This is a genomic window from Halostagnicola bangensis (genome assembly GCF_054653435.1).
On record NZ_BAAIGG010000002.1, the window covers coordinates 3204736 to 3221627 of the forward strand.

17 protein-coding genes are annotated in these 16892 nt (G+C 60.9%); 10 read left to right on the forward strand and 7 right to left on the reverse strand.

Features of this window, described 5'->3' with window-relative positions; all coding sequences use genetic code 11:
- The first annotated feature begins 91 nt into the window (after positions 1-91).
- From ACYQ14_RS17675 to ACYQ14_RS17695, 5 genes are all read left to right on the forward strand, one after another.
- Positions 92-733 (forward strand): class I SAM-dependent methyltransferase, encoded by a 642-nt coding sequence (locus ACYQ14_RS17675; RefSeq protein WP_459889835.1) that lies wholly within the window; start codon positions 92-94, stop codon positions 731-733.
- 253 nt (positions 734-986) lie between these two features.
- Entirely contained in the window at positions 987-1760 is a 774-nt protein-coding gene (locus ACYQ14_RS17680; RefSeq protein WP_459889837.1) for an AzlC family ABC transporter permease, read from the forward strand.
- A complete protein-coding gene (locus ACYQ14_RS17685) occupies positions 1750-2070 on the forward strand; it encodes an AzlD family protein (protein WP_459889839.1) in 321 nt (106 codons plus the stop codon). Before ACYQ14_RS17680 ends, ACYQ14_RS17685 begins: the two co-directional genes overlap by 11 nt.
- Before the next feature lie 125 nt (positions 2071-2195).
- Entirely contained in the window at positions 2196-2897 is a 702-nt protein-coding gene (locus tag ACYQ14_RS17690; RefSeq protein WP_459889841.1) for a phosphoglycerol geranylgeranyltransferase, read from the forward strand.
- Between the two features lie 116 nt (positions 2898-3013).
- Positions 3014-3664, forward strand: coding sequence for a helix-turn-helix domain-containing protein (locus ACYQ14_RS17695; RefSeq protein WP_459889843.1), 651 nt, complete (start codon positions 3014-3016; stop codon positions 3662-3664).
- Positions 3665-3732: 68 nt separating this feature from the next.
- Here ACYQ14_RS17695 and ACYQ14_RS17700 read toward each other — a convergent pair whose 3' ends face one another.
- Entirely contained in the window at positions 3733-4554 is an 822-nt protein-coding gene (locus tag ACYQ14_RS17700; RefSeq protein ID WP_459889845.1) for an SIR2 family NAD-dependent protein deacylase, read from the reverse strand.
- 120 nt (positions 4555-4674) lie between these two features.
- On the opposite strand from ACYQ14_RS17700, the gene aspS reads away from it, so the two are divergent.
- A complete protein-coding gene (gene aspS / locus ACYQ14_RS17705; protein ID WP_459889847.1) occupies positions 4675-5979 on the forward strand; it encodes an aspartate--tRNA(Asn) ligase in 1305 nt (434 codons plus the stop codon).
- 39 nt (positions 5980-6018) lie between these two features.
- Here aspS and ACYQ14_RS17710 read toward each other — a convergent pair whose 3' ends face one another.
- From ACYQ14_RS17710 to ACYQ14_RS17725, 4 genes are all read right to left on the reverse strand, one after another.
- Positions 6019-6828 carry a lipase family protein gene (locus ACYQ14_RS17710; RefSeq protein ID WP_459889849.1) on the reverse strand — a complete coding sequence of 270 codons (810 nt, stop codon included), beginning with the start codon at positions 6826-6828 and terminating at the stop codon, positions 6019-6021.
- A 239-nt stretch (positions 6829-7067) separates the two neighbouring features.
- Complete coding sequence (locus tag ACYQ14_RS17715) at positions 7068-7955, reverse strand: lipase/acyltransferase domain-containing protein (RefSeq protein ID WP_459889851.1); 888 nt, start codon at positions 7953-7955, stop codon at positions 7068-7070.
- Positions 7956-8084: 129 nt separating this feature from the next.
- Complete coding sequence (locus tag ACYQ14_RS17720; protein WP_459889853.1) at positions 8085-9737, reverse strand: cation:proton antiporter domain-containing protein; 1653 nt, start codon at positions 9735-9737, stop codon at positions 8085-8087.
- Positions 9730-11448 carry a cation:proton antiporter domain-containing protein gene (locus ACYQ14_RS17725; protein WP_459889855.1) on the reverse strand — a complete coding sequence of 573 codons (1719 nt, stop codon included), beginning with the start codon at positions 11446-11448 and terminating at the stop codon, positions 9730-9732. Before ACYQ14_RS17725 ends, ACYQ14_RS17720 begins: the two co-directional genes overlap by 8 nt.
- A gap of 217 nt (positions 11449-11665) precedes the next feature.
- Between ACYQ14_RS17725 and ACYQ14_RS17730 the strand changes: the two genes are divergently transcribed.
- The 3 genes from ACYQ14_RS17730 (at position 11666) to ACYQ14_RS17740 (ending at position 14432) form a co-directional block, all read left to right on the forward strand.
- Positions 11666-12493 (forward strand): pantoate kinase, encoded by an 828-nt coding sequence (locus ACYQ14_RS17730; protein ID WP_459889857.1) that lies wholly within the window; start codon positions 11666-11668, stop codon positions 12491-12493.
- Positions 12494-12550: 57 nt separating this feature from the next.
- Positions 12551-13330 (forward strand): 4-phosphopantoate--beta-alanine ligase, encoded by a 780-nt coding sequence (locus tag ACYQ14_RS17735; protein WP_459889859.1) that lies wholly within the window; start codon positions 12551-12553, stop codon positions 13328-13330.
- 181 nt (positions 13331-13511) lie between these two features.
- Positions 13512-14432, forward strand: a complete 921-nt coding sequence (locus tag ACYQ14_RS17740; RefSeq protein ID WP_459889861.1) for a formyltransferase family protein — start codon at positions 13512-13514, stop codon at positions 14430-14432.
- A 35-nt stretch (positions 14433-14467) separates the two neighbouring features.
- On the opposite strand, the gene ACYQ14_RS17745 is transcribed toward ACYQ14_RS17740, so the two are convergent.
- Together ACYQ14_RS17745 and ACYQ14_RS17750 are read right to left on the reverse strand one after the other, a co-directional pair.
- Entirely contained in the window at positions 14468-15124 is a 657-nt protein-coding gene (locus ACYQ14_RS17745; protein ID WP_459889863.1) for a hypothetical protein, read from the reverse strand.
- A gap of 68 nt (positions 15125-15192) precedes the next feature.
- Positions 15193-16215 (reverse strand): amidohydrolase family protein, encoded by a 1023-nt coding sequence (locus ACYQ14_RS17750; protein WP_459889865.1) that lies wholly within the window; start codon positions 16213-16215, stop codon positions 15193-15195.
- Positions 16216-16402: 187 nt separating this feature from the next.
- Here ACYQ14_RS17750 and ACYQ14_RS17755 point away from each other — a divergent pair, with 187 nt between their 5' ends.
- Complete coding sequence (locus ACYQ14_RS17755; RefSeq protein ID WP_459889867.1) at positions 16403-16876, forward strand: hypothetical protein; 474 nt, start codon at positions 16403-16405, stop codon at positions 16874-16876.
- Positions 16877-16892 lie beyond the last annotated feature (16 nt).

The following is a 16892-nucleotide window of genomic DNA, read 5'->3' on the forward strand; positions in this document are numbered from 1 at the left end:
CCTGAGTTAGCGAACGATTGGAGGAAACTACATTGGTATCGTGGCCCATACCACGGCTACCGTTTTTGTGTCTCGATTCGTTGCAGTTCGCATGGACGTTGACGAGTACTTCGACGAGACAGCCGCGTTTTACGATGCCGTCTACGACGAGAGCGTCGACGGCGATCTCGAGTTCTACCGAGATCTCGCGCGGGAAGCGGACGGTCCGGTGCTCGAGGTCGGCTGTGGTACGGGCAGGATCTACCTCGAACTGCTTCGCGACGGCGTTGACGCCGATGGAATCGACATCTCGAGTGGCATGCTCGAGATCCTTCGAGAAAACGCGGCCGAAGACGAACTCGAGCCCACCGTTCGGGAAGTCGACGTCACTGCGTTCGAGGCCGATCGAGAGTACGCGCTCGTTATCGTTCCGTTCCGCACGTTCTTGCACGTCATCGAGATCGACGACCAACTCGAGGCGCTCGAGCGAATACACGACGCCCTCGCGCCCGGCGGCCGTCTCGTCCTCAACGCCTTCGTCCCGAGCTTCGAGGTGATCTGCGAACAGTACGGCACGTGGGAAGAACGAACGCTCGAGATTGAGGGGGGAGACGTACATGTACCGAACGAAGACCGAAATCATCAACGAGGTGGAACAAATCGCTCATATTCGGACAGTGGTTCTCGACCAATCTGGCGACGAACGCTTCCGGACGGATACACCGTTGAACCTGGTCTCGCGGCGAGAATTTGAGTTGCTTTTTCGGCTCTCGTCGTATTCATCGTGGCAGGGTTTCGGCGGCTTCGATCGGAATCCGCTCGAAGACGCGAGTCAGGAGATGGTCTGGATCGCCGAGAAGTAGGCACCTCCTGGACGCGGATGGGAAAAGCGGCCGGCGCTCTTTCGAGTTCATGCGTCCGAGTCACACGGGGACAACCAGCAGACTGCACGCTAGTTCGAGAGCGATTTATCCGCCGAGCGTGTTCGACTCGAGGAGGCCCAGTCGATGTCTACTGATCCGGATACAAACGAGTCATCCCCTCCAGAACCGAGCGAGACCGTCAGCGAGCGGTCAGCATCCGAGGTCGACACCGACTCCGTGACGTTCAGCAGGGAAGGAATCCGCATCGGATTTCTTACGTGCGCTCCGATCGCGATCGGCGTCGCGGGCTACGGCGTTGCGTTCGGCGTGCTCGCCCGACAGTCGGGGTTAAGCGTCGCCGAGGCCGCGTTGATGAGCGCGGTCGTGTTAGCCGGTGCATCCCAGATCGTCGCAGTCGAACTCTGGGCGGATCCGGTTCCGATCGCGACGGTCGTCTTCGCGACGTTCGCGATCAACCTTCGGTACTCGTTGATGGGAGCGGCGTTGGAGCCGTGGTTTCGCCACCTCACTTCGAAGCAGGCCTACGGTAGCCTGTTTTTTATGGTCGACGAAAACTGGGCGCTGACGATGCGCGAGTTCAAATCCGGGGGGAGCCTCGGCGCATTTCTCCTCGGGAGCGGCATCGTTCTGTGGTTGTTCTGGGTCGCCTCGACGATTCTGGGCGCGACCGTCGGCGGCGCGATCGGCGAGCCCGAGCAGTACGGCTTCGATTTCATCCTCGCGGCTGTCTTCGTCGCCCTCGCGGTCGAACTCTGGGACGGTTCGTCGACGCTCCTCCCGTGGCTCGTCGCACTCGGAACCGCGATCGCCGCCGCGAACGTCTTTCCCGGACAGTGGTACATCCTCATCGGTGGACTCGCCGCGGCACTCGTCGAGGTGATTCGCCATGATGGGTGAGGAATTCCTCACCCTCGAGCCGATCGTCGTCGCAGTTATCCTCGCGATGGCGGCCGCCACGATCGTCACGAAGGTCGGCGGGTTGTGGCTCCTGAGTCGATTCGACGTGAGCGACCGGGTCGAAGCGGGATTATCGGTGCTCCCCGGCGCGATCGTGATCGCACTCCTCGGGCCCGAACTCGCGGAAGGCGGCCCCGCGGAGTGGGGGGCCGCCGCCGTCGTCGTGCTGGTCATGTGGCGAACGGAGAATATCCTGCTGGCCCTCGTTGCCGGGGTTATCGCCGTCGTCGCGTTCCGGTCGATCGGGTGACGCTCGCCGCCGTTGTCACGATCGATGTCGACCGCCCGACGGTCGCAAAACTGCGACGGTCCGACCGTTTTTCGAGAAAGCGCCGATTCGCAGGGCTTTTGCTCGTTGTCGGAAAACGGAGCGGTATGACTGCGCCCTGGGCGGACTGGAACCACATCCTCAAGATCGATCCCGACAAGGATCTTCCCGAGGGTGTCACCTACGGCGATCTCTGTGCGACCGGGACCGACGCCATCGAAGTCGGCGGTACGATGGGAATTACTGAAGAGAACATGAGCGCCGTTATCGAAGCCTGTGCCGAACACGACGTCGCGCTCTATCAGGAGCCCTCGAGCCCCGATGTCGTCGTCGAGGACGACGCGCTGGACGGCTACCTCATTCCGACCGTTTTCAACGCCGGTTCGCCGTTCTGGATCACCGGTGCCCACAAGGAGTGGGTTCGGCTGGACACCGATCTCGACTGGGAAAAAACGGCGACGGAGGCCTACATCGTCTTGAACCCCGATGCGGACGTCGCGACCTACACGGAAGCAGACTGTGATCTTTCGGCGGAAGACGTCGCCTCCTACGCGGAGGTCGCCGAGCGAATGTTCGGACAGGAAATCGTCTACCTCGAGTACTCGGGAACGTTCGGCGAGCCGTCGATCGTCGAAGCGGCGGCTGAGGCGGTCGATGAGTCGACGCTCTTCTACGGCGGCGGAATCGACGGCTACGATTCCGCACACCGGATGGCGACGCACGCCGATGTCGTTGTGGTCGGCAACCTCGCCCACGAGGCGAGCGTCGAGGCGGTTCGTGAAACCGTCGAAGCCGCTAACGACGCGTAGCTCCGGTGTAACACCGCTGGTATCCGGTCGGTTCCGGGTGTTGTACTTACACCGAATCGGCTGGAAGAAGTATCATTGGCCTAAACTGTTTTGCGTGTCGGCCGGAGATGTGCAGTATGAGTCTCCTCGCCGAATTCGAAGTTTCGTCCCCAGACCTTACCCTGGGGCCGACACTCGAGTCGGTCCCGTCGCTCGACGTCGAACTCGAGCGCCAGTACGCGCTCGAACCGGATCAACCGATCCTGTTCTGTTGGATCCGATTCTCGGACGAGACGGACGTCGACCGAATGCTCGAGCGGGATCGAACGATCGCACAATTCTCCCAGCTCGAACGAACCGGTGGACGGGACTTGTACCGGCTCAAACGTAGTCGTGCGGAGCAGACGAAGGTCATCGAAAGCTATCGGCGCTGGGTGTCACTCGGTGCGGAGTTACTCACCGGTCAGACGATGGATGGCCGCTGGGAGCTCGAGATGCGGTTTCCGGACCGAGACTCGTTCACCGAGTACCACGAGTTTCTCGAGCGCCACGGCGTCGAGTTCGACTTGCAACGAATATCCGATGGGGGGCGCGCACGTAAATCTGACAAAACTCTCACGCGATCACAACGAGAAGCGCTGACGCTTGCGAACGAGTACGGGTTCTTTGCGGTTCCTCGCGAAGCGACGCTGAGTGATGTTGCTGGCTCACTCGATATCTCAGAACAGGCCGTCAGCGAACGAATCCGTCGGGGCCAGGCTCGGTTGATCGAGGAGTATCTCGTCTAGAAGCGGTCAGTTCGGCTCATTACAGTTGACCGCCGGTTTCCGGTCACACTGGGACGCGTCTGCGGGACTCACTGCGTTCTCTCGAGTACGTGCTCTCGGAGCGCTGGCAACGCCGCCGTGACGTCTTCGCGACACACGACCGTCGCGGCGTCGTCACACGGCGTCGACTCGAGGTTGACGATTCCGAGCGTTGCCCCGGTCGAACTGGCAGTTCGAGGGAGCGATGCGGCGGGTTCGACGATGAGCGACGAGCCGATTGAGAGAAACACGTCGCTGTCGCTCGCGAGCGTTCGGGCGCGTTGTATCGTCGAGCCTGGAAGCTGCTCGCCGAAGAGGACGACGTCGGGTTTGTACGTCCCGCCACAGTCGCACGTCGGCGGAAGCTCGCCGTCGTCGACTCGGCCGAACGCGTCGTCGCCATCTATACGGCGGTCACACATCGTACAAACCGCGCGCTGTGAATTGCCGTGAAGCTCGAGAAGCGTCGTCGTTTCAGTGCTTTCGGTGGACAATTCGCTGGCGTCGCCGCCGTCGTCTCGATTTGTTTCAGCCGACGAGAGCGCCCGCCCGTGTAGCCCGTCCGTATTTTGGGTGAGAATCGCGTCGAGATATCCCTCCGAACCGAGCGCTGCCAGCGCCTCGTGTGCGACGTTCGGCTCGTAGCCGTCGCCGAACATCACTTCCTGTAACTCGAGGCGGTCCGCCCAGAACCCCGCCGGATCCCGCTGAAATCGGCCGTAAGTAAACTGTCCCTCGTCGAAGTGTTCCCAGACACCGTCGTCGCCCCGAAACGTCGGGACGCCCGAGGGTGCGGAGATTCCGGCACCGGTCAAGGCGACGACCGTCGCGTCACGATCGATTTCGTCGGCGAGTCGCTCGAGGTCGTCCATACCCTGGTTTCACACCGAACGATGAAAATTCGGTCGGGTACGGTGAACAAGAGAGCAGACCGGCATCATCCTCGAGCGCGAACGATGGCGCTTAAGTTTCGGCTCCGAGAATCGGTGGGTATGCAGGACAGAACCTACACTGCCGACGCCGAGCCAGGTGACGACGTTACTGTCGCCGGCTGGGTCCACGAGATCCGAGATCTCGGCGGAATTGCCTTCTTGATCCTTCGGGATGCGACCGGAAAGATCCAGATCAAGTTCGAGAAAGACGAAATGGACGAGGACCTCGTCGAGACGGGCCTGGGCGTCGCTCGAGAGAGCGTCGTCGAGGTCTCCGGTGCCGTCGAAGAAGAGCCGCGCGCGCCGACGGGCGTTGAAGTGACGCCCGAGTCGATCGAGGTCGTTTCGGCCGCGGATCCGGAGCTTCCGCTCGATCCGTCGGGGAAGGTCGACGCCGAAATGTCGACCCGACTCGACAACAGGACCCTCGACCTGCGCAAAGACGAGGTGCAGGCAGTCTTCGAGATTCGCGCGGAGATCCTCCGTGCGACGCGCGAGCAGTTCCGCGAGTTCGACGCGACGGAGATCACCACGCCGAAAATCGTCGCGACGGGAACGGAAGGCGGCACCGAGCTCTTCCCGATCACGTACTTCGGCGAAGAGGCCTTTATGAACCAGTCGCCGCAGCTGTTCAAACAGCTCATCGCCGGCTCCAACGTTGAGCGCGTCTTCGAGATCGGTCCGATCTTCCGCGCCGAAGAGCACAACACGCCGCGGCACCTGAACGAAGCGACCTCGATCGACTTCGAGGGCGCGTTCTGCGACCAGAACGACGCGATGGACGTCGTCGAGGGCGTCGTCAAGGCGGCCTACGAAGCGATTGCAGAAAACTGTCAGGACGAACTCGAGGCGCTCGGTCTCGAAGACGAATTCGGTCTCTCTGACGACGCGTTCCCGCGCATCAGCTACGAGGACGCGATCGAACGGATCAACGCGACGGGCGAACTGGACGAGCAACTCGTCTGGGGAGACGACCTCTCGACGGCGGCCGAGGAGGCCCTCGGCGACGACGTCGGCGGTCACTACTTCATCACTGACTGGCCGAGCGAGATCAAGCCGTTCTACATCAAAGACCACGACGACGATCCGCAGCTCTCGACCGGTTTCGACCTGATGCATCCGCGGATGGAACTCGTATCGGGCGGTCAGCGCGAACACCGACACGAAAACCTCATCGAAGGCTTCGAACAGCAGGGACTCGACCCCGACCAGTTCGAGTACTACACGAAGATGTTCAAGTACGGCATGCCGCCCCACGCCGGCTTCGGCCTCGGCGGCGAGCGGCTGGTCATGACGATTCTGGGCCTCGAGAACATTCGAGAGGCTGTTCTCTTCCCGAGAGATCGCCAACGTCTGAGCCCGTAGGACGAACTCTCTGGGAGCGAACGAAGCAAAGCCCTCGTTCTAGCTGTTGTCGTCGAAGCTGTCGGCGAGGTCTTCCATCACATCCTTAGACTCGAGATAAACCATATGGTTGTCAACGTCATCGGTTACGTCGACACGAGTGAACGTCTCCGGCGGTGATCCGCCCCCGAAGAAGCCACCGCAGTCGGGCTCCATGGCATCCATCAATTCGACGGCGTCGTCGTCCTCGGAGACGAGAACGCGGAATTCCTCGGTAGCAGTAGCGATTCCGTCGTGGTAAATCCCATCCTCGCAGACTGTGGTGCTTGGCGTGCCGGTCCCGAGTGACGCGGCCGTATCGACTGCGTACCCGTCCTCGAGCACATTGAGGGTCTGCATCGTGAGAATTCCTCCAAGAGAGTAGCCCACGATCCGAATCGAGCCGTCCGTGGCGTCGTAGTAGTCTTCGACGAGGGCTGCCAAGTTTTCTGCCGCGTCGGAGGTTTCCGCGCCGATGCCGACCGACGTCGTGCTGAAGACGCCGGCGATAACGGTCGTCTCGTAGCCTGCGCTAGCGAGGCCGTCCTCGAGGCTCTGGCCCTGTTCATCGGCGGTTGAACTGACTCCGCCGCCGTGGAGGTAGATCACTAGTTCGGACTCATCGCTACTGGGAAGTTCGTCTGCGACGCCAAACCCGTCGAGATCGAATTCCTCGACGCCGTCAGAAAACCACTGGGCGGTAGCCGATCCACTCGTCGCCGCCAATCCAGCAACACCAGCGGCGGCCGCTCCAGCGAGTCGCAATGTCGCCCGTCGGTTTTTATCGATCGATTCGTCGGTCGGACTGGCGTGGTCGATTTCATCGGTCATCTCCGAGTGAATCGTCGTTCTGATCGAAAGTGTCTGATTCTACTCTATATTGAATTTTTTAATATACGGGTGATTATTTTCGGTCGACTTCGCTCGTGGGGTGATGACGAGAAGCGGTGCAAGCCGTCGCGGACAGAATGTCAAGAAATCTCAATACCGGATTATGGGACAATTGGTACGAAAAAGGTGTTCCGCGCGGATGGTTAGAAACAGGAGTCTGTAGGGGCTCGTTCGCGAGCTTACCACCAGCCCCAGCCGTTGTCGCCGTCGTCGACATCAACGCCGGCCGCATCGGCAAGGTCGGCACCGACCGCTTCGTCGCCCAGGAATCCAAGGTGACTGCCGACGCTGTCGGTCACGTCAACGTCCGTGTAGTTGTCCGCGATATCGTCGGGGCAGCCGGAACCGTCGGCACCCAGTGCCGCGCCGAAGAAGCCGCCGTAGGCTGTGCCGACGGTCGAATCGTTCTCAGAATGATAGTTCCGGACTTCGTCTGCGTTCTCTTCGATCCCGTCATACCAGTTGTCTCCGAACAGGCCACCGCCGCCGTTACAGACCATGTCACCGTCTGCCGCCGCGCCCAGCGGTGCGACGGTTTCGACCGAGTACCCATCGTCGATGTGGTTGACCGTTTCGAGGACGACCCGGCCGCCCAACGAGTGACCGATAAGCCGGACATCGCCGCCGCCGTCGTCGTAGAAGTCCTCGAGCAGTTCGGCGAGCTCCTCGCCCACTTCCTCGGTTTCACTCTCTGCGGCGGGGAAGTTGATCGTGGTCGCGTCCCACTCGATAGCGACGTATTCGTCCGCCTCGTAGCCGACATCCTCCATGGAGGTCGCGACGTTCGCTGCCTGGCTCGAGACTGTCGAGTCCCCGAACCACCCATGTACGAAGATGAATAGCTCGTCTTCGACGGGGAGAGGGTCGGGAGACCCGCCGCCCCAGATACCGCCGCCGATATCGATTACTTCGATATCCCAACTGGAGACTGCGGCTGCCGAGCCGGATGCGGCCGCGATCCCTGCACCCCCGACGAGCGCCGTTCCGCCGGCTTTGAGCATCGTTCGCCGGGTCGTCTGTCGGTCATCGGTCGATCGATTTCGTCCGTCGGATTCGTTGTCTACCATGAGACAGTTACTATCCCTCATGTTTATTGAATGGGTTTCCGTCTCTATACTGAATACATTTATATGGTGTCTGCTGTCATGCCACATATTGTGTCAATCCAGCGAATCGGCTCGCTCATCGTTCGAGTGCTACTCGATTCGTTCGCTCTCAACCGCATCTCGTAGGTGCTCGATCTTCCCCTCGAGCGCTCGTTCGACGTATCCTTCGAGGCGGTCCGCGGCTTCGAGGTCGGGAACCGCGACGTAGTCCGCGCCGGCGTCGTAGAACGTCTCGGCGTGCTCGCTGTGAATAGCGACGACAGCAACGGGTGCGTCCGTCTCGACGGCAGCGACGGATTCGTTGAGGTCGCGCTGGGGAAGCGTCGAAGCGATCAGTGCGGCCGACTCGAGTGACGCGTGCTCCCGCGTGTTCGGATCGACGACATCGCCGACGACGTACTCGCCACCGGCGTCCTCGACGGCTTCGGCGTGAACCGGATTATCGACGACCACGAGACAGTCGTGGCCGCGCTCGAGGCAGTGCTCGAACAGCACCCGACCGACGGTTTCGAAGCCGATAACCACGACGTGATCCTCGAAGGCCGCCGAGGTTTCGGCGCGGGCACCGCCGACTGTCGGATCGCCGGGAACGATTGCAGCGAGTCGCCGATAGATCGCTTCGTCGTGGTGTGTCGTGTACGACGAGACGAGCATCGTCACGAGCGCCGCCAGAACGATCGCCTCGAACACTGAAGGGGCGATCGTGCCGAGGATGGCGGCCTGAATCGCGATGACGAGGCTGAACTCGCTCAACTGGTCGAGGCGGAGTCCAGTGAGAACGGCGGTCCGCTCGGAAAACCCGCGCCAGCGGAGAATTCCTGCGGTGAGCAACGGATTCACGACGAGGACGACGACGAGTAAGAGCACCGTGTACGTAATCGTCGTGGCGTCCGGAAGCGAAACGAGCGCGCCGACCGTCACGAAGAATATCGGAACGAAAAAGTCCGTGAGATCGTCGACCGTGTCGACGAGTTCCAGCGAGTAGGGGTACTCGTCCGCCACCGCGAGTCCCGCGGCGAACGCGCCGACGGCGATAGAGACGCCGATAGCTTCTGAAACGCCGATTCCGAGTACGACGAACGTAATTCCGACGAGCATGAGCACCTCGGAATCTCCCTCGAACTGGGCAATCAACCGCGAGAATACCCATCGCCGTATCGCGAGTGCGGTCGCAAAGAGCGCGACCGTTCCGACGAGAAGGGTTTCGATTCCCGTCCCGATCACGACCGCCTCGTCCGTTTCTGGGAGATAGACGAACGCGGCGAGCGCGAGGAGAACGACGACGCCCAGAACGTCTTCGACGAAGTGGATCGACTCGCCGAGCCGGTCGGAGGTCGTCCGGAACTCGACGGCGCGCTCGAGATAGCTCACGCCGACGAGCGACGAACTCAACGCCGCGGCGACGGCGAGGTAACCGGCGTTCAACGCCGAAAGGTCGAGTACCACCGCCAGAAGGAACGTGATTCCGCCGACGAGGACCGCCTGTGCGATCGCGGCGAGCGTCCCCACTCTCCCCGTCGTCTCGAGCGTGTCGGCGTCGATCCGGACGCCGAAGAGAAAGACCAGGAAGGCGATTCCCCACTGGGCGAGTTCGAAGATCTGTGACTCGTCGATGAACGCGCCGACGAGGACGCCCGTAAGGAGGTACAGCGGAATCGCGGAGACCGGCAGTCGAGCCGCGAGCAAGACCACGATAGCGGCGACGACGAAGACGACCGTCAGTATCGAGATGAATTCAATCATCGTCCTCACCCCTGATCGACGCTGCGCGCGTCTCGAGACGATCCACGAACGCGTCGTCGTTCTCGAAGTAGTCCTCGAGCAACGAGATGAGGGCGTCTGAGACGAGACTCTGGGTCGCAACGACGTAGTCCGCCCCCTGTTCGTAGAGTCTCTCGACCGTTTCCGGATCGTTGGCCGTGACGATCGTTAGCGGATCCTCGATCGCTCCCCCTCTCGTTTCCTCGAGCAATCGTTTATTGACAGCCGGGCGTTCGGCGACGGAGACGAGGGCGGCCGCGTTTTCGAGGTCAAGTTCCTGTCTCACGTCGGCGTGACGAGCGTCGCCGAAGACGAACTCGATGTCGTCATTCTGATCGGCTTTACCGGTATCCGCGAACTCCTCGATGTACTCGACGGAGCGATCGACCAGAACCACTTCATCGCAGTGGTCTCTCAAGGTGGGTAGTAACCGGTCAGTGAGCGCGTCGACGCCGACGACGACGGCGTGGTTTTCGTGGACGCCGACGCTTGAGTCGATCGTTTCCTCGCGCTCGAATCGCTCGAGATAGGGTTCGACACGATCGTAGATATCCCGGTTGTAGATGATGACGTAGGTCGAGAGCGTCATGGTTACCAGCGCCATCAGACTGAAGAATCCGAGAATGTCGGCCTCGATGAACCCCTGATCGACAGCGAGCGCGCCGAGGACCAACGAGAACTCGCTGACCTGCAGCATCGAAATGGTCCCGAGAAACGAGGTTTCGCTGTCGAACCCCTGGCTCGCGAAGAGGCCGTAGACGATGACGAAGTTTCCGGCCAGCAAGACGGCGCAGGCGATCAGCGCCTCTTGCCAGTAGGCGAGCAGTTGGGCGGTCTCCATCTGGAGCCCGATACTGGCGAAGAAGATGACGATGAAAAAGTCCGTTATCGGCCGCATTCGTTCTTTAATCTCGAGGCTATAGGGAAGCTGTGCGAGCGCGAGCCCCGCGAAGAAGCCGCCGACTTCGACGGTGAGTCCGCCCACTTCGGCGACGTAGATGAACAGGAAAGCCCAGCCGACCGCGACGGTAAAGAGCGTCCGATCGTCGTCGGCGCTGGCTCGGAGAATCGCGGGAAGCACGTACTTGTACGAAAGGTACGTGACGACGCCCACGAGGATCATAAGTCCAGAGACGCGGCCGACGTTCAGGGCGATCGCCTGCGGATCACCCGCGGCCTCGACGCTGAGAATCGCGAGCGCGACGATGAGGTAGATATCCTGAAAGATGAGAACGCCGACGTCGACGCGACCGTATAGCGATTTCAGCTCGTTTTTGCTCGAGAGGACCTTGACGATGATCGGCGTCGCGCCGAAGGTGGTCGCCAGCGCGATGACGAGCGATTCGAACAGCGTAAAGCCGAGGCCGAGCGCGACCGCCGTTGAGAGACACGCCTGCAGGATCGCCTGTCCCACCGCGATCGCACCGACGGGTTTGAGGATATCCTTGACGTTCTCGAACGACATCTCGATCCCGAGCAAGAACAGCAAGAATCCGAGGCCGAGTTCGGCGACGACTTCGATCAACGCGTCTTCGGTTACGACGCCGAAGACGACGGGGCCGACGAGAAGGCCAGTCAGAATGTACGCGACGATCGTCGGCTGTTTGGCCACTCGTGCAACGGTGCTCAAGACCGCGGCTGCGAGCAACAGTATCGCGAAATCGGTCGCGAGTGCGATTGATTCTGCCGACATGCTCTGCAGAGCTCACTCGAGTTCGGGTTCGCGGACGGCGGTCACATCCGCCCCCGCGAAACGGCTCCTAACCCTTCGGCGTTCGCTTCCAAAATTCAATGTACCGACCGTTCGGGTAGCTGATGGAAAAGCCGAGAGCCTGAAGATGCAACCACCGCTCTCGGCACGAGGGAGAGAATCTTTAACGTTATACCTGCCGGGACGAAATCACGGGCATATGCGCGAGGAAGCGACGGCGTTCGTCCCGGGTCACATCACGGGATTTTTCAGCGCACACCCGGACGAAGACCCGACCAGGGCCGGCTCTCGAGGGGCCGGACTCACGCTGACGGACGGCGTCGAGGTAACGGTTACCTCGGCTTCGAAATCGCAGATCATCCTCGACGGCGAACCGATTACCATTGACCCGGTGACGACCGTGCTCGAACACCTCGACGCGTCGGCTCGAGTGGAGGCGCGATCCGATATCCCGCTCGGGTCGGGCTTCGGGGTTTCCGGTGCGATGGCGCTCGGAACCGCACTGGCCGCCAACCAGGTCTTCGACCGGAAGCGGTCTCGAAACGAGCTGGTGACGCTCGCCCACACAACTGAAGTACGGGCTGGAACCGGTCTGGGCGACGTCGTCGCACAGGCACAGGGCGGTATTCCGATTCGCCTCGAGCCGGGGGCACCGGGATCGAACGAGCTCGACGGGATTCCGGCTCGAGCACGCGTCGAATACGTTTCGTTCGGACAGCTATCGACCGCGGACGTCCTCTCTGGTGAGACGGAGACGCTCTCTGTGGCGGGGGAGAAGGCGCTCGAGCGCGTGATCGACGAACCGACGCTCGAGACGTTCATGGACGCCTCGAGCGGATTCGCTCGCGAAGCGGAGTTGCTCACACCGGCGGTGCTCGAGGCCATCGAGGCCGTCGCCGAACGAGGCGGCCGAGCCTCGATGGCGATGCTCGGTGAGACGGTGTTCGCACTCGGGACCGGCCTCTCGGACGCCGGATACGAACCCGACGCGTGTCACACGCACCCCGCGGGAGCAACGCTCAAATAAGACGGCTCATTCGCGGGAATCGGTCGGTTTTTTATCGCCGGTCGCCAGCGAATATTCGTGACCGATCACGAGACCGTCCCCGCCGAGGTCGAGGACGAGGAGGAAATTCCCGAGGATCATCCGAGATATCAGGATCTACTCACGCGCCATCGAATCGAAACGGGCGTCGAGAAGGGAATTACCCACCTGCAGGGAATGCACGCGGAAGGCCGCGGTAGTGCCTTCGATTACCTGCTCGGCGAGGAGACGATTCCGAGCGCCGAAGCCGCCGAGCGTGCGGCGGCCGCACGGCTACTGCTTGCGGATCATCCGGTGCTTTCGATCAACGGAAACGTCGCGGCGCTGGTTCCGGGAGAAATGGTCGACCTCGCGGCTGCCGTCGACGCTGACCTCGAGGTCAATCTGTTCAATCGAACGCCCGAACGGATCGACGCCATCGCGGAGCATCTTCGCGATCACGGTGGCACAGAAATCAAAGGGATCGACGCGGACGCTCGGATCCCGAATCTGGACCACAAACGCGCGAAAGTCGATTCGGACGGAATTTTCGAAGCCGACGTCGTCGTCGTTCCGCTCGAGGACGGCGACCGCGCCGAAGCGCTCGAGGCGATGGGAAAAACTGAGATCGTGATCGATCTCAATCCACTCTCACGTTCCCCACAGGTCGCGGAGATTCCCATCGTCGACAACATCATTCGAGCCGTTCCGAACGTGACCGAGCACGCTCGAGAACTCGAAGGCGCATCGGAGTCTAAACTTCGAGCGATACTCGAAGAGTTCGATCGTGACGCGGCGCTTGAGGCGGCGGAAGAACGGATTCGGTCCGGGTCGCTTTGAGTGTAGCGTGGGAGTACCGATCCCCTCACCGTCTATCGGTAACCGGCGTATCAAAGTACGTACAGATGTCTCCGGACAAGTGGGCCATACAGCGGACGAACCAACGGTTACTATCAGTTTTCACCGCGTATTCGAGCAAAAGCACGCGGTAACTAAGCGTCGGTAGCCGAGAACCGGAAGCATGTCGTTCGACGACCAATTATCGATTGGGGTACTGGTTGGGCCGTATCTCTACGAGTGGCAAGTCGACGCCCTCGAGCGACTTCGAATCGAAAATGGCGTGACGATCCCGTTAGTTGTAGGGGAGACGGGAACGAAGGGCGAAAACGATGCGGAGTCGTGGAACGAAAAAAACCGACTCCGAGTCGGAGATCTAAGACAGTTTCTCGAGGTACTTAAAACGGAAAAAGCGTGGTCACTGGTGCTTGCGGAGCGTAATGTCGCAAAGATAATCGGAACTGAAAAACCGACCTTCCGACGGCATACAGTCGAGGGTCTCGAGTGTTTCGACGACGCAGAATTCGTTCAGTGCTCGCCGGAGACCAACGACGGGTGGGCCGAGTTTCCAGAGGACGTCGTCGCTCGAATTCGTGACTGTTGTGACGTCGTCGTCCGGTTTGGATTCGGACTCGTTCGCGGCAGTATTCTGACGGCACCGCGGTACGGCGTTCTGAGCTTCCACCCCGCCGATATCAGACGGTTTCGGGGGATGGGACCACCGGCGGTCTTTCACGACGGACGGACCGTGACCGGCTCGACGCTGCAACGACTGGACGACTCGATCGACGGCGGGGAGATCGTCGCGTACGCCGATATCGACATCGCCGATTGCGACACGCTTTGGGACGTTTTCGATCGAGTCCTCAGTCGACAACGTGGGCTCCTGATCGAGGGGATTACCAACGTCCGCGATCCCGATTTCGAACCGACCCGACTCACCGACGACGAACTGGGCGAGTTTTACTATCGCAAACAGCGCCACGGACTGGCGTTCTCCGGCCGAGTTCTGTTAAAAAACGTCGTCGGTCGAATCAGGCGACGATTCGGAACGAAATCGCCGTCGGAAACCACAATCGAACAGCCCAGCGGATCTTCGGAGTGAGACCGGTTCCCGTTTCGCGGCGTTCGTTTCGCCGCCTACATGTCGTCCGTGATTCGGGGCGAAACACCGTCTCGTTCGCCGTCGCGATCGTCAACCTTCGACGAGCCGCCGTCGACGAAGGGGAGACGTGATCGGATCCCCGCCGCAAATTCCTCGACCTGGTAATACGAGAGCGAGAGGTACTCGCTGAGCCGGCGCTCGAGTGAGGTGTCGACCTCGTACTCGAGCCCGACGTCGTCTCCGCCGATATCCCCGTCGTACTGGTCGAGCCACTGGCGGGCAAGTTCGACGCCTTTCTCGGCGTCGTAGCCGCGAGCGACGTAGTGGTTGTAGGGATGGCGAATCCACGAGCACTCCCAGTGGGCGTAGACGTCAACGCCGGTCTCGTTCTCGAGATCGTGAAGGACGACGTGAAGCTGATACGAAGCCAGCGGTGACGACCGCCACACCCACGATCCCTCGGCCGTATTGCCGTCCGTGCGGACCTTCAGCGCGGCGATCGGGTTGCGTGAAAAGCCCAGTTCCGCCAGGATCTCCTCGAGGTCGGCCTCCGAACAGTCCGTCGTAAGGACGTACTCCTCAGCGGACGTGTGACTGACCGCGTACCCCCCGAAGGTTCCTTGCAGGAGGTAGTGAATCTGTGGGAGGAAGCTTCTGCGAAACGCGTTGACGACGTCTTCTCGGTACCCCATCTAGTTGCTCGTTCTTCGACGCCGCGGGGGATGAGCGTTGGGCCGGCAGATTCGGACCCGCGTACCGATTAGTTCGAAAAGACGACCTCGCGGATATCGTCGACGCTCGCGCGCCGAACCACGGCACGGACGATATCCTGCACGCCACCGAGGTTTCTCGAGTCGCCGTCGAGGACGAGGAATTTCCCCTTCTTCCCGGGCTCGAGAACGCCGTACTCGAGGTTGGCGATCTCGGCACCGTTGACAGTCGCCATGCGGAGAATCTCTCCTGCGGGAACGTCGGTAAGTTTCGAGAGAAACGCCATCTCGCGAAACATCGACGGCGAGTTGAGCATTACGTTGTCGGTACCGAGTGCCACGGTAGTCCGTTCTAGCAGTTCCGAAACGGGTGGGAGTCCGACTCCGGTCACCAGATTCGAACGCGGACAGACGACGATCGGGACCTCGCTGTCTTCGATCCGCTCGAGGTGAAGCGATCGCGGGTGGACGACGTGGACGAGGAAGTCCGGATCGAGATCGAGCGCCGGATTGATGTCGCTTTCGTCGACCTCGCCGGCGTGAATCCCGAACGGTTTGTCCGCGTTTCGCGTCGCGGTTCGTTCGTGATCGAAAACATCATCGTTCGCGCCGCTAGCGCCGAACCCGTCGCCGGCCTCCATCGCCTCGACGGAGCCGCGAGCGAACGCGAACGCGTCGATATCTGTTCCGGCTGTGGCTTCGCGGAACATCTCTACGCCCTCGACGTCTCCTTCGCGAAAGTCGAGAAATGCGGCGACTCCCGCTCGTTCCATGTACTGTACCGACTGGCTCATCGCGGAGACGAGTTCGTTCCGCGAGGCCTCGCGAAGCAGTTGGTGTTTCAGCCCGTCCGGGGGCGCGACAAGTTCCTCGAGCGACAGTCCGCCACCCGCCTCCTTCGCGATCGAGTCGCCGATGTGCGTGTGGGCGTTCACGAAGGCGGGTATGATGATGTCGTCGCTGTCGACGCGTTCCTGTTCGATCCGATCAATCCGTCCATCGCTATCGACGACGATCCGACCCTCGACGGGTTCGAACTCCCTCCCTCTGAGGATCGTGCCCGTACGTTCCATACCCCCTCTTTCGGTGTCTCCCTCTTGAACCGTTCGCTGACGGTCGAGAGTAAAGTTCAGCGCGTCAAACGCCGTTTGTGGTCGAATTGTCGGATTCAACCCTGTCCTAAAGGACGAGGCTTTCTCCTTGACTTTCCGCAAACAGAACGACCGACACCTTTTGTTCCCCGAATCGCTACGAAGGCGTATGAACCGACGGACGCTCCTGATCGGAGCGGCGACAGTTCCACTCGCCGGTTGTCTCGATTTCGGCGAGGGCGGCGGTTCCGGACTGCCGAGCAGCGGACAACCCGACCTGCTCGACGAACGCGGTGAAATCGAAATCGTCATCGACGGCTCGGAGTTCGATCTCTCACAGGACCGATTTCAGGCCGAACACTCGCAGAATCACTCGTTAGATTTCCACCTCCACGAGTTCGACGACTATTGGTATATTGAAGGTATCGAACGGGTTACGGTCGCTGAAGGAGTCGATCTCCTTCCGTACGTCGAATATACGCAGGAGAACGATAACCGTCGTCTCGTCATCGACGAAACGGAGTACGACGACCGCGAGTCCGACACCGAAATTACGTTTTTCGTCGAGGACGACGAAGTCGATCCGACCGAGTACGAACTCAAGGACGGAGACGAAATTCGCATCGAAATCACGACCGAGTAACTGCCTTTTTGCTCTG